At 41.7% G+C, this 18,505-nt stretch carries 11 protein-coding genes and 1 pseudogene; 9 read left to right on the top strand and 3 right to left on the bottom strand.

The genetic code is table 11. From position 1 onward, the window contains the following. Positions 1 to 365: 365 nt before the first annotated feature. From NQ544_RS12665 to NQ544_RS12635, 7 genes are all read left to right on the top strand, one after another. On the top strand, positions 366 to 3,329 hold the full coding sequence (locus NQ544_RS12665) for a SusC/RagA family TonB-linked outer membrane protein (RefSeq protein ID WP_244263571.1): 2,964 nt from the start codon (positions 366 to 368) through the stop codon (positions 3,327 to 3,329). 12 nt (positions 3,330 to 3,341) lie between these two features. Further along, entirely contained in the window at positions 3,342 to 5,285 is a 1,944-nt protein-coding gene (locus tag NQ544_RS12660) for a RagB/SusD family nutrient uptake outer membrane protein (protein ID WP_006847667.1), read from the top strand. A 230-nt stretch (positions 5,286 to 5,515) separates the two neighbouring features. Then, positions 5,516 to 5,908 (top strand): endo-1,4-beta-xylanase, encoded by a 393-nt coding sequence (locus NQ544_RS12655; RefSeq protein ID WP_006847668.1) that lies wholly within the window; start codon positions 5,516 to 5,518, stop codon positions 5,906 to 5,908. A 279-nt stretch (positions 5,909 to 6,187) separates the two neighbouring features. Next, entirely contained in the window at positions 6,188 to 7,507 is a 1,320-nt protein-coding gene (locus NQ544_RS12650) for an ATP-binding protein (RefSeq protein WP_006847669.1), read from the top strand. A gap of 369 nt (positions 7,508 to 7,876) precedes the next feature. Beyond that, positions 7,877 to 11,101, top strand: a complete 3,225-nt coding sequence (locus tag NQ544_RS12645; protein WP_006847671.1) for a SusC/RagA family TonB-linked outer membrane protein — start codon at positions 7,877 to 7,879, stop codon at positions 11,099 to 11,101. 31 nt (positions 11,102 to 11,132) lie between these two features. After that, positions 11,133 to 12,815, top strand: coding sequence for a RagB/SusD family nutrient uptake outer membrane protein (locus NQ544_RS12640; protein ID WP_006847672.1), 1,683 nt, complete (start codon positions 11,133 to 11,135; stop codon positions 12,813 to 12,815). 31 nt (positions 12,816 to 12,846) lie between these two features. Then, complete coding sequence (locus tag NQ544_RS12635) at positions 12,847 to 13,677, top strand: hypothetical protein (protein ID WP_006847673.1); 831 nt, start codon at positions 12,847 to 12,849, stop codon at positions 13,675 to 13,677. 25 nt (positions 13,678 to 13,702) lie between these two features. Here NQ544_RS12635 and NQ544_RS12630 read toward each other — a convergent pair whose 3' ends face one another. Together NQ544_RS12630 and NQ544_RS12625 are read right to left on the bottom strand one after the other, a co-directional pair. Continuing rightward, on the bottom strand, positions 13,703 to 14,029 hold the full coding sequence (locus NQ544_RS12630) for a hypothetical protein (protein ID WP_153134031.1): 327 nt from the start codon (positions 14,027 to 14,029) through the stop codon (positions 13,703 to 13,705). 132 nt (positions 14,030 to 14,161) lie between these two features. Continuing rightward, positions 14,162 to 14,461, bottom strand: a pseudogene (locus NQ544_RS12625) (ATP-binding protein); the annotation flags it as partial. A gap of 1,013 nt (positions 14,462 to 15,474) precedes the next feature. On the opposite strand from NQ544_RS12625, the gene NQ544_RS12620 reads away from it, so the two are divergent. Continuing rightward, positions 15,475 to 15,618 (top strand): hypothetical protein, encoded by a 144-nt coding sequence (locus NQ544_RS12620; protein WP_006847677.1) that lies wholly within the window; start codon positions 15,475 to 15,477, stop codon positions 15,616 to 15,618. A 2-nt stretch (positions 15,619 to 15,620) separates the two neighbouring features. Then, positions 15,621 to 16,241 carry a hypothetical protein gene (locus NQ544_RS12615; RefSeq protein WP_006847678.1) on the top strand — a complete coding sequence of 207 codons (621 nt, stop codon included), beginning with the start codon at positions 15,621 to 15,623 and terminating at the stop codon, positions 16,239 to 16,241. Between the two features lie 303 nt (positions 16,242 to 16,544). Here the strand turns inward: NQ544_RS12615 and NQ544_RS12610 are convergent, their stop codons facing one another. After that, on the bottom strand, positions 16,545 to 18,302 hold the full coding sequence (locus NQ544_RS12610; RefSeq protein WP_228023638.1) for an ATP-binding protein: 1,758 nt from the start codon (positions 18,300 to 18,302) through the stop codon (positions 16,545 to 16,547). Positions 18,303 to 18,505: the final 203 nt, after the last annotated feature.

Below are 18,505 nucleotides of genomic sequence, written 5' to 3'. Positions count from 1 at the left end.
ATAATAAGGTATAAAGGGGATTTGCAGTTGCATATCCCCTTTTTTTTCACCTAAACATGTCTGTTTTATTGTACATGAAACATTTTAAAACACGCAAGATACAAATTTTAACTGCACTTTACGAAAAAGGACATATCTTTGCAGCCGTAAACAATTAACAAAATAGTGAGTAACAAACGTTTAATATACCTACAAACTGTTAAACTATGAAGTTATATTTAAAACAAACAACAATCTTAATGGGTATGTGTTCCGCACTTGGAATGTATGCTCCAGAGGTACAAGCTAGCAATGGAGAAGCAAATTCTCTGATAGCAACTTCAGTACAACAAACCAAAAAGGTTACAGGTAATATCAGCGACTCTATGGGTCCGCTGATTGGTGCAACAATCAAGGAGAAAGGAACAAGTAACGGTGTAGTAACCGACTTGGAAGGTAATTTCTCTATTAATGTAAAGCCTGGTGCTACGCTCGTGATTTCTTATGTTGGTTACAACACCAAGGAAATTGTAGTAGGCAATCAGACAAACATTAAGGTTTCAATGGAGGAAGAAGGTCATAGCCTCAACGATGTTGTCGTTATCGGTTATGGTACCCAGCGCAAGGAAGCCATCACAGGCTCTGTAGCCAATGTGGGTGGTGACAAGTTGAACCAAATTGCTTCATCAAATGCCGCACAAGCCCTCCAAGGTCGTGTTGCAGGTGTATTGATGACCCAAACCTCCTCACAACCTGGCGCAGAGATGCAAATTCGCATCCGTGGCCAGCGCTCATTGACAGCCAGTAATGACCCATTGATTGTCCTTGATGGAATTCCATTTATGGGCAATCTCTCCGACATCAATCCGACAGACATCAAGTCTATGGACATTCTCAAGGATGCTTCCGCAACGGCCATTTATGGTTCCCGTGGTGCCAATGGTGTCATCATCATCACCACCAACAAGGGTGCCGAAGGAACTCCAGCCAAAGTAAGTTACAATGGTTACTTTGGTTTCAAGAAAACATTCCATAAGTTCCCTATGATGAATGGTAAGGAATTCGCAGCTTTACGCAAGGCTGCTGGTAAATACGAAAACACCTTGGACGAAAGCGATGACACAGATACCGACTGGCAAGATATGTTCTTCAAAACAGGTATCACCACAAGTCACGATGTCAGCGTAGCAGGCGGAACTAAGGGCGGAAGCTATAGCTTCGGCGCAGGTTACTACCATGACGAGTCTGTCGTTCCTACACAGGGATTCAATCGTATCTCTGTAAGAGGTAACTTTGACCAAAATGTCGGTAAGTTCTTCCATTTCGGCTTGTCAACCAACAATAGTTATCGTGAAATCAAAGGTGGCAACGTTGGCCTCTACAATGTTTTGACCATGAGTCCTCTTGCAAATCCATACGATGAGGAAGGCAACTTAAAGAGAGTCATCAAGATGCCTCTGGACAACACATGGGTATTGACCAAGGACGTAGCAGAAAGCCTCGAAGACTCTTGGCTCAATGAGAGCAAGGGTATCGGTTCTTACAACACCTTGTTCGCGGAGGTAAAATGCCCTTGGATACAAGGTTTGTCATACCGTATCAACGTGGGTCTGAACTACCGTTCCAACAAACAAGGTGCTTTCACAGGTACAGGCATTGGTAGTGACAACGCAGATTCTCCAAACAGTGCATCGGTACAAGAATCAGTTTACAAAAACTGGGCTGTCGAGAATTTGATTACTTACGATCGCACTTTTGCAGAAAAGCATCATGTCAATGTTGTTGGTATGTATTCTGCCGAGCAGACGACTTATGAACAGACACAAATGTCTGGTCAAGCTATACCTGCAGAATACTTCCAGTATTATAATATAGGTGCAGCCACAAAGAATCTATCCGTCAACCCAAGCAACCAAAATTACTGGCAGAGCGGCTTGATGTCTTGGATGGGACGTCTTATGTATTCATACGACAATAAATACATGGCTTCTGTAACATTCCGTGCTGACGCATCCTCTCGTCTGGCAAAAGGACACCAGTGGCACACCTACCCTGCAGTTTCTGTAGGTTGGAATATCGCACGTGAGAATTTCATGCAAAACTTGACATGGCTTGACAACTTGAAGCTCCGCATTGGTTATGGTGAAACCTCAAACCAGAGTATCAATCCTTACTCTACCCTCGGTGCACTCAGTACACGTCCATACAACTTTGGTCCAACTACTTATGACCGTGGATTCTATGTAAGCACATTACCTAACACAGAATTGGGTTGGGAATACTCATCTACCTGGAACTTCGGTGTTGATTTCAGTCTCTTCCAAGGTCGTCTGAGTGGTACTTTGGAGTACTATATTCAGGACACCAAGGATTTGTTGCTAGGCGTATCTCTCCCATCTACCTCTGGCGTGAACAGCTATACAGCAAATGTCGGAAAGACACGTAACAAAGGTATTGAGTTCTCTTTAAACGGTACCATTCTTGATGGCAAAAACGGCTGGACTTGGGACGCTGGTATCAATTTGTATGCCAACAAAAACAAGTTGGTAGCATTGGCATCAGGTGCAGATCGTGATCTGGGCAACCGCTGGTTCGTAGGTCATCCTATTGATGTCATTTACGACTACAAGAAGATTGGTTTGTGGCAAAAAGACGACAAATATCTCGACATTCTTGAGCCAGGTGGAAATGTGGGTATGATCAAGGTTGAATACACCGGTGATTACAATGAAGACGGAACACCTACTCGTCAAATCAACAGCGATGATATGCAAATCATGGATATGGATCCAGACTTAATGGGTGGTTTTAACACAACAGTGGGTTATAAGAACTTCGACTTGACTGTCATCGGTTCATTCCAGATTGGTGGCAAGTTGGTCAGTGCACTCCATTCTTCCAACGGTTATCTTAACCTATTGTCTGGTCGCCGCAACAACATCAAGGTAGATTATTGGACAGAAGACAACACGAATGCCAAATATCCAAAACCTGGTGGCATCATGTCTGGCGACAATCCAAAATATGGTTCTACATTGGGTTACTTCGACGCAGGCTATCTCAAGATTCGCACCATCACATTGGGTTATAACTTCGACAAGTTGAATGCCATCAAGAATCTTGGTATAAGCAAACTCCGTGTATATTGCTCAGTACAAAACCCATTTGTATTCTTCTCTCCATTCAAGAATGAATGTGGTCTTGACCCAGAGACCAACACATTGAGTAACAATGGTAGTACAATGGCAGTAACCATGGATGGTTACACCAACGCTCATAAGATACCTGTAGTAGGTTACAACACCCCATCTACACGTAACTTTATCTTCGGTATTAATGCAACATTCTAAAGATATACTATTATGAATAAGATATTAAGCAAAAATATAAAAGGCCTTGGCATTGCGTCTATCGCACTTTTAATGCTGGGTTCATGCTCAGACATACTAGACGAGCAACCACGCAGCCAATACGACCCAACCTTCTTCAAGACAGAAAATGGTATCAAGGGAGGTCTTACAGCACTTTACTCACATCTCCGTGACACATACGGTCAAGCATACTACTACAACAACTGCGAGACAGGTACGGATGAATATACCTGGGCACAGTCAGCCGATGGCAACTTTAAGGACGCAGACCTTTCTGGCGTAGGAACTCTGACCTCTCTGTCATCACGTTCTGACGTCTTGTGGGGCAACGCTTTCACATACATCAATACAGCCAGTGGCGTTATTGAAAACGGTGAACAAGCAGGTATTAACGAATCTCTTCTTAGCGAAGCTCGTTTTTTCAGAGCATTCGACTACTTCCGTCTTGTACAGACATTTGGCGGTGTACCTTTGGACTTAGGTGCTGGCGAATTGAAATTCAACACCTCTCCAACTCGCACCTCTGCACGTAATACTGTACCAGAAGTTTACACTAAGGCCATCTTCCCTGACTTGAAGAAAGCAGTAGAGAACTTACCTGAAAAAGGACGTGTAACAGGTGGCGTCACCAAAACATTGGCACGCCTTATCTTATCACAAGCATATCTCACCTACGCTTGGTGGTTGGAGAATCCTAATAACATTCCAACTTACCCAGAGTGCGAACGTAAAGATCTTGACGGGCACGATGCTACTTGGTATTTCCAGCAGGCATACGATATCGCCATTGAAGGCATCAAGAACCCAGCTGATTTTGGCTTGATGGACACCTATTATGACGTAAACCTCGCAGAAAACGACCGCAACAAGGAGATGTTGCTTTACGCTGACCATACAGAGAAAAGCGAGGAATACAATGGTGGCTCACTTAGTTATGGCGGTGGTGGCGCACCAGACAACTTCGCCTCTTGGATGGTATGCTGGAACTACCCTAACATGGTAATCGATAAGGCTGATGGTTCTAAGTTCAATCCAGTATTGCGTGCTGCTGTTCAAGCCTTAGGACGTCCTTGGACTCGTATGGCACCTACGCAGAATGTTTTCAAAGAGACTTTTGCTGACAAGACCAATGACTCTCGTTATGATGGCACATTCACCTACACATTCCGTGCGAACTGGGACTTAGGCGGCAATAACACAGAAAAAGGTATTGGTGCCAATGGTATGGACATCAAGGTGGGTGACGCTGTCCTCACTTTCGTTGATAACGATAACAACATCTCTTACAATGGAAATGGCGCAGGTGTAGGCGCAGGTACAACCGCTGGTCGTGCAGATTATGTAGTAGGTCCATCCGGCATTAGTCGTTTCAAATATCCTATCCTTTGGAAACTTGGTCCTTATCGTACTGACAACAATGGAACTGTCGGACAACCTAATGCAGGTAGTACACGTCCGTTCCCTATCTGCAAGTTCTCAGAGCTCTACTTTGCTGCAGCAGAAGCAGCTGTAAAGGGCGCCACAACACAAACAGGTTTTTCTGCTCGTGAATTAATCAACGTAATTCGTGCTCGTGCAGGAAAATGGCGTTGGGACAACAATGGTAACAAGCAGAAGATTGAAGACCACAGTGCAGAAATGACTGCAGCCACTCCACAAGTAATCACTATTGACTACATTCTCGACGAGTTAGGTCGTGAGTATTTCGGTGAGGGACATCGTTGGTTTGACCTTGTTAGAACACAGACATGGAAAGATCGTGCAGGGAAATACACGATTTGTGGTGATAAAGCAGAAGACCATACACCAGAGACCTTCACTCGCAATATTCCTGATGGTTTCTATCTCCGCCCTATTCCACAGGGACAGATAGATGCATTGATGATGAGCGATACGGAAAAGGAAGCTTATCAAAATCCAGCTTATCGTAACTAAGCAATACTAGAAGAGGGTGTGCCATGGAATCATGGTACACTTTCTTTTTTGCTTTGTTAGTTAACGGCACTTAACAGATAAGAGACTATCTTTGCAGCAGAAAATCAATAAAAACAAAATTCGTATATAAACCAACGAACGAGTTTTAAACCAATTAAATCACAAAAACCAATTAATCATGAGACATGCAGGTAATGCTTTAAAGTACCTGTCATTATTGTTTATGTTCGTTGCAGTTCCAGTATCAGAATGGAACTACATACGCTTCTCAGGGTGGTTACAATACCTTCAACGTAGGTACCGACTGGGTAAAATGCGAATTCACCTTCACTCCTACCCCTGAGGATACCAACCGCATGATTGTGGAGAGCTACAAGGCAAATGTGCCAGAGGCTCAGCAGAGCGGTATCACCATCTGGAGTCTGTCAGACAACGAGGCTGAACACGAATACTGGCTCAAGGGTCAGGTGCCTAACCTCTTCGACAAGGACTACAAGCGCAAGTGGGCTTACAAGGGCTTCTGCGATGGTATCGCCGGTGAAGATCTTGGTCTGAAGTATGGTGGTGAAGAATACAAAGCTTTCTATGAGAAGAACAATGTTTCTTCTACCGTAGACAAGTAATTAAAGAGAAAAATCATGAAAATCTGCCGTAATCTCACTTTTTTATCGAGATTACGACAGATTTCTCGTTTAAAAGTTGTCGTAATCTTGCTTTTTTTCTGAGATTACGACAGAATTCTCGATTTAAGTCCCTAAAAGTCCTTAGGAAAATGTGATGATTTAACAGAAAAGTCCTTAGGAAAATGTGATAAATATACTTAAAAGTCCTTAGGAAAATGTGATTTTTCTTGCGTAAATCACTGTTTATTAGTATCTTTGCCAAAACATAATTTTTAGCGTATGGAAAGACTACTTATATCCCAATTGTTAAAATGGAAAGACATTCACGGAAGGAAGCCACTCATACTGGAAGGTGCAAGACAAGTTGGCAAGACTTGGCTACTGAAAGAATTTGGGCGCAAGTACTTCAAAGACGTATGTTACATCAACTTCGAACAGAGTGATGTACTCGAAGAGATATTTGCTGGCGACTTATCACCACAACGCATTATAGAACAGCTCTCTATATATAATGGTAAGATGATAATACCCGAGGAAACTCTTATTATCTTCGATGAAGTACAAGAAATGCCAAGAGCACTCACCTCTTTGAAGTATTTCTGCGAAGAGGCACCAGAGTATGCCATCTGCTGCGCAGGCTCATTGCTAGGCATAGCCCTGCACGAAGGCACATCCTTCCCTGTAGGAAAGACAGATTTCCTGCATCTATATCCCATGTCCTTTAAAGAGTTTCTGATAGCAAACGGAGAGAACATGCTGATAGACTATATCGATAAAGGAAACAGAAACCTGGGAGCATTCGAGGCTCGCCTTACAGATTATCTGAAAAAATACATGATAATAGGAGGTATGCCTGCTGTTGTAGCAGAGTGGCTGGGCAGCAAAGACTACAACAAGGTAAACCGCATCCAGCAGGAACTGATAGCAGCCTACCAGAAAGACTTCTCCAAACATGCTCCAAAGAATATGGTCGAGAAAATCCGTTATGTATGGAACAGCATCCCTTCGCAACTGGCGAAGGAAAACAAGAAGTTTGTCTATGGACTGGTGAGAGAGGGAGCCAGAGCACGGGAATATGAGGATGCCATCATGTGGCTTTCTGATGCAGGTGAAATCATCAGAACCAACAATGTCAGCAAGCCCGACATCCCGATTTCAGCCTATGCTGATCTCAAATCGTTTAAGGTATTCTTACTAGATGTAGGTCTGTTGAGGGCAATGAGCAAGATTTCGCCGAAAGTAATATTAGAAGGAAGCAGAATCTTTGAAGAATTTAAGGGAGCGTTGACAGAACAGTATGTCTGTCAGGAACTTCAGAACTTTACAGAAACTTTGGAAACCAATTATTATTGGTCTTCTTCAGCCACTGCAGAGGTTGACTTCCTTATTTCCGACGGTTTGGATGTATATCCACTGGAAGCAAAGGCAGGAGTAACCATGAATGCCAAGAGTTTGAAACTGTATCGGGAAAGATATTCACCCAAATGGTCGGTTCGCACCAGTCTCTTGCCATACGAGAGAAACAACAGTTCAAAAACCATCAACATCCCCCTCTATATGCTCTTTGTTCTAGACAAAGAATTAAAGGCAGAAAGTTAGTATTTCAGCGAAAGCGGCAGTTTTTGACAAAACTGCCGCTTTCGCTTGTTTTTCATAAGCAAAAGTGTATAAAAACCGCATATTTATAATAAAATATCAGGCAAAGTGCAACTTTTCTAGAAAAAAGTTTGGTGATTTCCTAAAAAATGCTTATTTTTGCAGCCGATTAAAAATATTATTAAAATTTAGTGAAGTTTGAGATGCTTCCCTATATTATAAGGTATGGCAACATACCCACCCCCACCAGTTCGGGATAAGAGTTGGAGACAAGAAATGAGTCCCCACGCTCAATAAAAGTTGGGAGGATATGTAGTGAGAAAGAAATATAAAACATTATATATTTATTAATTAATTAAACGAGAGAGATTTATGGAAAAAAGACTCATGACGTTTATTGCCTGCCTCTTCCTTAGTTTAGGAATGGCGTTGGCGCAAACTCAAGTTTCCGGTACTATTACCTCTTCTGAGGATGGAAGCCCAGTCATTGGTGCCTCTATCAAAGTTGTTGGTACACAAACCGGTACTATTACCGATGTTGACGGTAATTTCTCACTGGCTGCTCCAGCAAATGCCAAGTTGGAGATTTCTTACATCGGCATGATCAGCAAGACTGTAAAGGCTGCCAAGAACATGAAAATTGTTCTTGACCCAGACAATCATGCATTGGATGAAGTCATGGTTGTAGCTTTCGGTACTGCTAAGAAGAGTGCATTTACCGGTTCTGCAGCCGTAGTAGGTTCTGAAGAACTTTCAAAGAAGATTTCTACCAACGTAACAGACGCTTTGGTAGGTTCTGTACCTGGTCTTCAGTTGCGGGGTGCATCAGGACAGCCTGGTTCAGACAACAATGGTGTCAATATTCGTGGTATTGCTTCTATGTATGCAGCTACTGACCCATTGGTAATCGTTGATGGTGCTCCTTATCCAGGAAACCTTTCTTCTATCCCAACAGATGATATTGAATCTGTAACCGTATTGAAAGATGCTGCATCTGCTGCACTTTATGGTGCTCGTGGTGCTGCTGGTGTTATTCTGATTACAACAAAGAATGGTAAAAACAAGGAAGCTGAGGTTTCTATTGACATGAAGTGGGGTTCTAACTCTCGTGCCGTTCCTGAGTATGATGTAATTAAAGATCCAGGTCAGTATTATGAGGCATATTATGCTCAGTTGTACAACAACTATTACTATGGTCAGGGTATGAGCGCTGCCAATGCAAACTTGAAGGCAAATTCTTCTATGCTTTCACAGTTGGCTTATAACGCATATACTGTACCTGAGAACGAACAGCTTATCGGTATTAATGGTAAGTTGAATCCAAATGCTACACTTGGACGTACATACGAATTGAATGGTGAAAAGTATTATATGACTGCTGACGACTGGAACAAAGCTGCCTATAAGGATGCTCTCCGTCAGGACTATAATATTAGCATCAAAGGTGCAACAGACCGTTCATCTTATTATACAAGTTTAGGCTATTTGAGCGATGACGGTGTTATTGCCAACAGTAGCTATGAGCGTATCAGCGCTCGTTTGAAGGCTGATTATCAAGCTAAGAAATGGCTGAAGGTAGGTGTCAACGCTCAGTACGTTCATTCTACAACCCAGTCAAACCCTAATCTGAGTGATGAGACCAACTCAACCAACTTGATGTATTTCGTTTCTTCAATTGCACCAATCTACCCTATCTACGTGCGTACAATTGATGCTAACGGAAATGTAGCAATCAAGAAAGATTCATATGGTCACGATATGTATGATTATGGTTTGCCTAAGAATTATGGTGTAACTCGTCCTTTCCTTTCTACTGGTAACCCATTGGGTAGCAATCGTTACAACAAGGTAGAAAAAGGTATCAACCAAATTAATGGTTCCGTTTTCGCTGATATTAAAATTACAGATTGGTTGAAATTTAATGCCACAAGTACCGTTATTTATGGCATGGAAGACTTCTCTGATTACGAGAATGCATACGAGGGACCTAAGGCAGGTGTTAATGGTCAGTTAACTAAGTACAACTTAGCAGATCTTCGCACCAATAATACTCAAACTTTGACTTTCATGAAGAACTTCGGCAAGCATAATGTTGATGTTCTCCTCGGTCATGAGTATTATAAATTGACTCGCAAATACCTGAATGCGCAGGGTGAGGGTGGTTTTTCACCTTCAATTACAGAGTTGAATGCTTTCGCTAACAAGAAGGACAATGGTTCATATAAGTTGAATTACAACGTTGAAGGTTTCTTTGGCCGTGCACAATACAACTATGATGACAAGTATTTCGCTTCTGCTTCTTACCGTCGTGATGCATCTTCACGTTTCGCCAAGGAAAATCGTTGGGGTAACTTCTGGTCGCTCGGTGGTGCTTGGCTTATCAACAAAGAGAAGTGGTTTAATGCTCCTTTCGTTGATGAGTTGAAGGTTAAGGCATCTATCGGTCAGCAAGGTAATGATAACATCGGAAACTGGGCATATACAGACCTCTATACGGTTTCTAAGGCTTCCAATACATTAATGTCACCAACCTTCTATCGTATGGGTAACAAAGACATTACTTGGGAGACAACTACCAATTTGAACCTTGGTGTTGAGTTCAGTTTCCTCAAGCATCGTTTGATGGGTAGTTTTGACTTCTATTCAAAGAAGACCACAGACTTGCTCTTCTGGTTGTCAATTCCTGAGTCACAGGGTTCCCGTGGCTACTACACCAATATTGGCAATATGCGTAATACAGGTATCGAATTGGTACTCACAGGAGTATTGGTACGTACAAAGGACATCGACTGGTCAATCACTGCAAATATGTCACATAACGCAACAAAGGTATTGAAGTTGCCAACAATGAAGACAGAACAATATGGTGGTTTTAGTGAGTCAAACACTGGTAAAACATACCAGTATTGGTATCGTGAGGGTGGTCCTATGTATAACGCATACCTTCCTTCATACGCTGGTGTAAACGAGAAGGGTGAAGCTCTCTACTGGGTAGATGAAAAGATTGACGGCAATGCAACTACAACAGGTGCACAGCCAGGTAAGTCTAAGGACTATACTACAACTAACATCAACAAGGCATCTTACTATGAGCAGGGATCTTTGCTCCCTAAGGTGTTCGGTGGTTTGTCTACAAGTTTCCGTTATAAGGGATTCGACCTCGCTGCAACATTCGATTATCAGATTGGCGGTAAGGTATATGATGTCCAGTATGCAACATTGATGGCACCAGCCCAGAGTGGAAATGATGCAGGTCACGCTATACATAAGGATTACATTAAGTCTTGGAGTCCTAACAACACATCAAGCAACATTCCTCGTTGGCAGTATGGCGACCTGTATAGCACAGCTACATCAGATCGTTTCTTGACGAATGCCGGCTACTTCAACTTCCAGTCATTCACCGTAGGTTATACATTACCAAAGGGTCTTATCCCAATGGTTTCCAAGATTCGTGTTTATTGCGCAGGTGAGAATCTCTGTTTCTGGTCAGCACGTAAGGGTCTTGACCCACGTTACTCATACGAAGGAAGTGGTTATACTAGCGTTTACTCTCCAACACGAAACATCTCTGGAGGTATCCAAGTAACATTCTAAGTTGTTATTTAATAATAAAAAGAACTTCAATATGAAAAAATATATAGTTTCTTTGGCTATTGCCACATTTACACTTTCTTCTCTTACTGGCTGTATAGAAGAATATGAGCCAGAAGGTTATGGCAACTATGTCACAACAGACCAAGCATCACAAGCTCCAGGAGCTTTCGATAACTTTGTCAATAACATCACCTCTTCTTTGAGTGGTCAATTTACTTATAGTGGCAGCGACATGCGTCCATGGGATTTTGGTTACACATCATTCTTCTTGCAGCGTGATGTCATGGGACAAGATATTGCCTTGGCAAATGATGGTAGCTGGTACCAGACTTGGTATGCATCTGGTATCGGTTTAGGACCACGCTATGCGGCATGCCAGTTGCCATGGACATATTACTATGGTTGGATTAAGAACTGTAATACTGTTCTTTCACTTGGTGGTGAAAACCCTGATGAGAAATTTAAGGCTGGTGAAGGTATCGCATATGCAATGCGTGCTATGTTCTACATGGACTTGGCTCGTATGTATGCACCTGAAACTTATGGCAAGAATAAAGAAGCATTAACTGTTCCATTGATAACAGAAAAGGGTACTGAAGACATGTATAACAACCCTCGTCTGACCAATGAGAAGATGTTTGAGTTTATTCTTTCTGACTTGAATAAGGCAGAAGAATACCTTGCAGGTTATAAGCGTGAGAACAAATATACTCCTGATCTCTCTGTTGTATATGGTTTGAAGGCTCGTGCATATCTCACAATGGAAGATTGGGCTAACGCTGAGAAATATGCCAAATTGGCTCAGCAAGGCTATACCGAGATGACAGGTGAAGAATATACAAGCAAGACCACAGGTTTCAATACAGCCAACAGCTCATGGATGTTTGCTACTCACTTCAAGTCTGATGATCCAAACTTGCGTGACAATGATGGTGATACATCTTGGGCTTCACAGATGATTATCGAAATCGGTGGTAAGAAGGGAGATTGTGGTTATGCCGCAAACTATGGTTTTCCTCTCGTTGTGGATCGTCATCTTTATGAGACAATTCCAGCAACTGACTTCCGCAAGAACTGCTTTGTTGACTTCAATATCGACAATTTAGCAACAAACGCAGAAAAACTCAAAGCATTGGCAAAATATAGCAATGAACCAAGCTATATCTTAAAAGCTGGTGCCGCTGCTGCTACATATGGTGGCAATGTAGGTGGTCTTTCTGTAAAGTTCCGTCCAGTAAATGGTGCATGCGATCAGCCATTAGCAACTGCTGGTGCAGTAGACGTACCATTGATGCGTGTTGAGGAAATGAAGCTCATCGAAATCGAAGCAGCTGGTATGCAGAATGAAAGCAAAGGTATTGAGATGCTTACGGAATTTGCAAAGAAGCGTGACCCACAATATGAGTATGGTAAGCACAATGAGGCATATGGTAATACTTCAACATCTAAATTCCAGAACGAAGTATGGTGGCAGCGTCGTGTTGAACTCTGGGGTGAGGGATTTGCAACATTCGACATCAAGCGTCTTAACAAGGGTATCATCCGCAGTTATGCTAACTCTAACCATTTCGATGGTGACAAATGGAACACAACTAAGGTTCCAGATTGGATGACACTCTGTATCGTTGGTTCAGAAGCTGATGTAAACCATGCTTTGGTTAACAATCCTACACCAGTTACTCCTACAGAAAACTCAGAAGAGTATGTTTGGTAAACATTGTATAATTAAATAAAGAAAGAAGAATATGAAAAAATATATTTATGGTTTGTTCTTTGCTCTTATCTCAGTAGCAATGTTTACAGCATGTTCTGCAGATGAGGGAACAGATGAAGGAAATGATGGCAGTGCTCGTGTAACTTTATATCAATATGTAGCTTCTGCTCCAAATGATCCAGATGTTGATACTCAGCTTCGAATTGCAACAAATTCAGCAACACAAGAAGTTTATCTTCTTGCAGAAAAAACAGAAAACTATAATGCCCATATAAAAGAAATGGGTGAAGATGGTTATAAAAATTATGTTGTTGAAAAAGGACAGAAAGTCGAAGGTGCAACTGGTGCTGCCAATACTGATTATACCGTAAAGAATTTGATAGGTGATAATACTATTACTGTTGTTGCAAAAGGTAATGGTTCTTTATCACTAGTCTCAACTGACTTTACAGGATATACATGGACTACTGTAAGCGCAGGAACATATTATTTCTGCGAGGGCGCAGCAAAAAGTTTTGGTGAATCTAAAGCGACAACACTTCAATACAAGGATGATGATCCTACAACATATCGCTTTAAGGATTTCTGGGGCATAGGCAAACATGTTACATTCTCTATAACAGATGACACTACCAGTAAATATGGTGATGGAGGCAAGGTCATTATAGTTCCTGCACAGACAACACCATTTACACTAGGAAGCAACGGAGCCCTTTTCATGGCTGATGCTATAACTAATAAATTAGCTAATATGCCGAGTGCAATATTGCCAAATGGTAAGGTCTATATCGCTATGGTATATTATGTTAAAGCAGGTACTTTCGCGTCAGGTGTTGAAAGATTTGTTCCAAGCACCAAGTAACAAATTATATAATAAAGGTGTATCCTTATTGCTCAACACAATGAGCAAAGGGATACACCTTTTTCTTTTTATTTATCTCCCCCTCTCTCAAACATTTTCCCAAGAAGAAACGATGGCAATAGGTATTTATACCTATCGGATTTTGATGGAATGTTTGAGAAACAAAGATCATCAATACATGACAACATTTTTTATCCCGAACTGAGGTAAATACTGGCTCAGGGGAGATTGTCTTATCCACGGACAATCTCCCCTGAGCCTTTTCTTTCCATTCTTGATAATCGCTTTTTGATTTATATACTTTCGTTCTTGCGACTATCCTGTAGAACAATCGTAATACAAAATCAGCCACAAGAATTTTTCTCACGGCTGACTTTGTGTACCACCTTCTTTTGCAGAGATATGGTTATAATAGAAAGATAATGTATGTGGTATTTATAATTAGTTCATTCCTGCTGAATGGCACTTTTCCATATTTTAAGCATTAATAATTTAAACTGTTTTTGTCTAACAAGAAGTCTTTCAGCCCAATTGTAAGGATGCCATCTTCATTTCTCTTGGGCTTGATGTCATCTTTCACAATGATTATTTTCTTGAAAGAGTCCTTAATTCTCAATAGTGATGCAGATTCCTGCGCCTCTTTTTCTAATGTTGGCATGGCGAAAGCTGACTGAATGTAATATCGCTGACTTCCTTGATTCACCACAAAATCCACCTCCAACTGCTTTCTTATCAACTTGCCACTTTTGTCTGGCTCTCTGACTTCCACCATACCCACATCTTCTGATACCTGTAATAATCTTAATCAAGCCATTCCTTTGGCTTGCGATTAGTTGGTCTAAATATTGTTGTCTTTTAATATCCATAATTATACTGTATTATCAAAAAGTGGTAAACTTACCGTTTTTCGTCACTGCAAAGGCTCTAACGAAGGCTTTCACCATGATTTACAAGCGAAAAGTGGTAGTTTTACCACTTTTCGTCACTCTCAAACATTTTCACAAGAAGAAACGATGGCAATAGTATTTATACCTATCGGATTTTGATAGGATGCTTGAGAAACAAAGATCCTCTACGCATAGGAACATGTTTTTCTCAAATTTATTGCCACATTTGCCACGCTTATTATAAGTAGCTGATAATAAGAGAATAACGGGTGGCAACAAGGGGCTTTTTTATTATCACCTTATTGTCACCTATTGCCACGTTTTGCAAAAAACAGCGTTTTTCGGGCGTTTTAGAGGTGTTTTTGGAGCTAAAAGGTTGAAAATATTGAGCAAAAACGCTTATTTTCTATTCAATTTTTAGTGTTTTTCTATGCTTTTTATCGAAAAACCTCCCACGATGCAGCAAAAATTACGCCCCGACGTAGTATTTCCTACGTCCCGACGTAGCGACAGACGCGTCACGACGTAGCTACAGATACGTCCGGACGTAATTTTTCGAAAAGATCTTTGGTATATTCCATTTTAATTATTATCTTTGCAGCGCAGTCCCGGCAAGGCCCTCTCCCAGATTATTCGATGCTGGTGATGTCCCCGGGGTTTTAATTCTTCTGATTATTTCCCTCATCCTCAAACATTTTTCAATAATTCTTTGCATCTTTCAGAAGAAAAGCGTATCTTTGCAGAAGATTAGTGGCGCTCGGCAATCTGAAAGTAAACTTTCATTGCACTCGCTGGCATAATCTTTGCAGAAGATTAGCGGCGCTCGGCAATTTGTAAGCAAGCTTACATTGCGCTCGTTTGCATAATCTTTGCAGAAGAAATGTTCACTTTTAAAACAAGGAGGTAGAATATGGATTTATTTGATAGCAAAAGACAAGAAAGATTAGAGGCTGCAAGAAAGGCTTCTACTGCCAGTAAAGAAGCAGCACGTGCCTTTTTAATTAGGGCAGGAATTCTTTTACCTAATGGAGAAGTTGCACCACATTTGAGATAATTATGGATAAGTCTTTATATTCAAGGCGCTCCAACCTAGTAATAGGATTTCATGGCTGCGACAAGTCTGTTGTTGATGCCGTAGTTGCTGGTAAGACCGATCTTCTTTCCAGCACTAATGACTATGACTGGTTAGGAAACGGCATCTATTTTTGGGAAAATAATGAGGAACGAGCTTGGCAATGGGCTAAAGATTTAGCCAAAAGAAAGAACTCACAAATCAAAGAGCCTGCAGTTGTTGGTGCAATTATAGACTTGGGGTATTGTTTTGACTTAACAGATAGCACATATCTTCAGGAATTAAAGGCTGCTTATGAGTCTATGGTTACTGTTTATAAAGAATCAGGGATTGAATTACCGAAGAATACATCTATCGGAAATTCTACAGATTTATTGATTAGAAAATTGGATTGTGCAGTTGTACAAACTGCTTTAACATACAATCAGGATGCCAATGCCCATTCTTACGATTCTGTAAAAGGAGTATTTTGGGAAGGACAGGAACTATATCCTAATGCAGGATTCAGAGAAAAGAATCATATTCAGATTTGTGTCTGCAATCCTAATTGCATCAAGGGTTATTTCCTCCCAAGAGAAATCAATCAAGATTATCCTAACCCATAATATAAAAAGGTGTATCCTTCTTGCCCCATACATCGGGCAAGCGAGGATACACCTTTTTTATTTTTATCTCCTTCACCCTCAAACATTTTCCAATAAATCCTTGCTTCTTTCAGAAGAAAAGCATATCTTTGCAAAAAAAGGATCACCTGCAAATGCGTGTGGGCTCGAATAGATTCCTCTACTTAAAATTTATGGCACATGTGCCACTTTTTTTAAGTGGAAAGATATGCGAAAGTAGAGTTCTAACCAAAAATTTTCTTTTTATCTCTCTCAAACATTTTCAACCTGATGGTTGAAATAGTTTTATATCTCCTCGCAAGCCACCATTTCCGCTCCGCGGTAGATAACCACCAGCTTGTGGAGCTTTGTAGTCTTTACTGCCTCTCTGACCATATCACTGTCCGCATAGCGAGAGATTTGAGCTGAAGCCTCCTCGAAGAGCTTTTTCACTTGCTCATCTGTGGTTTGGCTCTTGCAATATTTCAACTCGATGATATATGAATCTACCATGTCCTTGTAGATGTCACAGAGCGGAGAGAGGAAGATGTCGGCATAGCCGCCGTCATTGTCCAGCTCAGAGATAGGGCGATAGAACTTGTTCTGGCTTGTCATCGCCAAGGTGAAGCCATGCACAAAAGCCTCTCCCTTCTGCTTGTCTCGCTGGGAGGAGTACTTCTTCAGGCAGTCGGCGATATATTCAAAGTATGGCTTGTATTCTCCATGATAAGCCAGTTTGCTCTCCAGTTTACCCTTGCTATATCTATCATATACCAAGTCGTTCTCCTTGTAGGTGTCGAGCAGGTAGGTGTACATCTGGTCACGCACCACCTCATTCGGGATGATGAACTTGGTCTCACCATCATAAGTTCCGTCTATCGTTACCATGCCGAAATAGAACAGCAGGCTGAGGAAGTTGTCTGGGTCGTTGATTCGCTCGGCAGGGAAGTTCTCGTTGAGCGTGCCTATCACGAATCCCTGGGTTACCAACTGCTGGATGATGCTGGCATCGTGGGCGAACTCCTTGTCGTGGCGGATGAGCATTCGCAACTTGTCATAGTCGATACGGATGTTGGTCTCTACCATCTTCTTAGGGATTTGGTAATTGCTTCGGATGTAATTATCTACGAAGTTGAGCACCATTACCGAGTTGTACATGGTGGTCTCACCATATCTCTCCTCGGCGAAGCAATAGTTGTCGTACCAAGGCTTCATCACCTTAATCAGCTCATCGGTAGTGTGATTGAATGGCAGGACGCTGCCGTAATAATCCAGCATTTTTCTCACTTCCTCCTCGGTAAATCCCGTCATCTCATTGAAGTCAGGTGAGAGCGAGTAGTTGGTTCCGATGTTGAATCCGCTGGTCAGGTCGTCCATGGTCACAGGGCTTACTCCCGTGACGAACACTCTGCCCAGAGTATTGCCAGCCGCACCCTTGATGGTGTTGAAGAACTGGCGCAAGTATCCCTCTCCGTGGGTCTGGTTGCGATACCTCACGAGATGCTCCTCATGGGCGAGAATCATGTTGGTGAAGTTGTCGTACTCATCGATGAAGAGATAAATCTTCTTTCCCACCTCCTGGCATTTCTGGCAAAGAAACCTCAATTTGGATACCGCATCAGTCTCCTGTTGCAATCCTTCCTTGGTACCAGCAGGAAGAATATGTGCATAGATGTCACAGAAGAAATTGAATACAAGGCGGCAATGGTTGTCCAGTCCATCCTTATAATCATCCAATCCTGCTGCCACCTCGGCAAAATTGAGGTGGATGATGAGATATGTATTATGCTCTGGTGTAGGATTCTGCCCGATGTATAGCTTGCCAAAGATTTCATCAAACTTGTCTTTCTTGTTGATGTCATAGTAATTCTCAAGCATGGAGAGGGTAAGTGTCTTGCCGAAACGGCGAGGGCGAATGAAGAAGAAATACTTGTTGGATTCTTCTATTTGCTCTATGAAAGGAGTCTTGTCCACATAGTAACAATCCTCTTTTATGACATCCTCAAAATTCTGCATGCCGTATGGTATGCGCTTGCGATAAATGCGCTTTGGTCTTACTATCATAACTCAGTTTGATTATTCGTTTTTGAATCTGATGGCAAAGATAATACTTTATCTCCTAATCTCCAAAACTTTTCCCAAAAAACTTCTACCATGATGCAGCAAAAATTACGTCACGACGTAGCGACAGACGCGTCCGGACGTAATTTTTCGAAAAGATCTTTGGTATATTCCATTTTTATTCTTATCTTTGCAGCATGAAAGGT

It is taken from the genome of Segatella copri DSM 18205, assembly GCF_025151535.1.
Taxonomy (GTDB): Bacteria; Bacteroidota; Bacteroidia; order Bacteroidales; family Bacteroidaceae; genus Prevotella; species Prevotella copri.
Note: the sequence above shows the minus strand (reverse complement) of the source record. Positions and strands in the feature narration are given on the sequence as shown.

What these genes read in the sequence shown, in the direction of transcription:
- NQ544_RS12615 (WP_006847678.1), top strand. Translation starts at nt 15,621, where the DNA reads ATGGATAAGTCTTTATATTCAAGGCGCTCCAACCTAGTAATAGGATTT.
- NQ544_RS12640 (WP_006847672.1), top strand. Translation starts at nt 11,133, where the DNA reads ATGAAAAAATATATAGTTTCTTTGGCTATTGCCACATTTACACTTTCT.
- NQ544_RS12610 (WP_228023638.1), bottom strand. Translation starts at nt 18,302, where the DNA reads ATGATAGTAAGACCAAAGCGCATTTATCGCAAGCGCATACCATACGGC.
- NQ544_RS12660 (WP_006847667.1), top strand. Translation starts at nt 3,342, where the DNA reads ATGAATAAGATATTAAGCAAAAATATAAAAGGCCTTGGCATTGCGTCT.
- NQ544_RS12620 (WP_006847677.1), top strand. Translation starts at nt 15,475, where the DNA reads ATGGATTTATTTGATAGCAAAAGACAAGAAAGATTAGAGGCTGCAAGA.
- NQ544_RS12650 (WP_006847669.1), top strand. Translation starts at nt 6,188, where the DNA reads ATGGAAAGACTACTTATATCCCAATTGTTAAAATGGAAAGACATTCAC.
- NQ544_RS12635 (WP_006847673.1), top strand. Translation starts at nt 12,847, where the DNA reads ATGAAAAAATATATTTATGGTTTGTTCTTTGCTCTTATCTCAGTAGCA.
- NQ544_RS12645 (WP_006847671.1), top strand. Translation starts at nt 7,877, where the DNA reads ATGGAAAAAAGACTCATGACGTTTATTGCCTGCCTCTTCCTTAGTTTA.
- NQ544_RS12665 (WP_244263571.1), top strand. Translation starts at nt 366, where the DNA reads ATGGGTCCGCTGATTGGTGCAACAATCAAGGAGAAAGGAACAAGTAAC.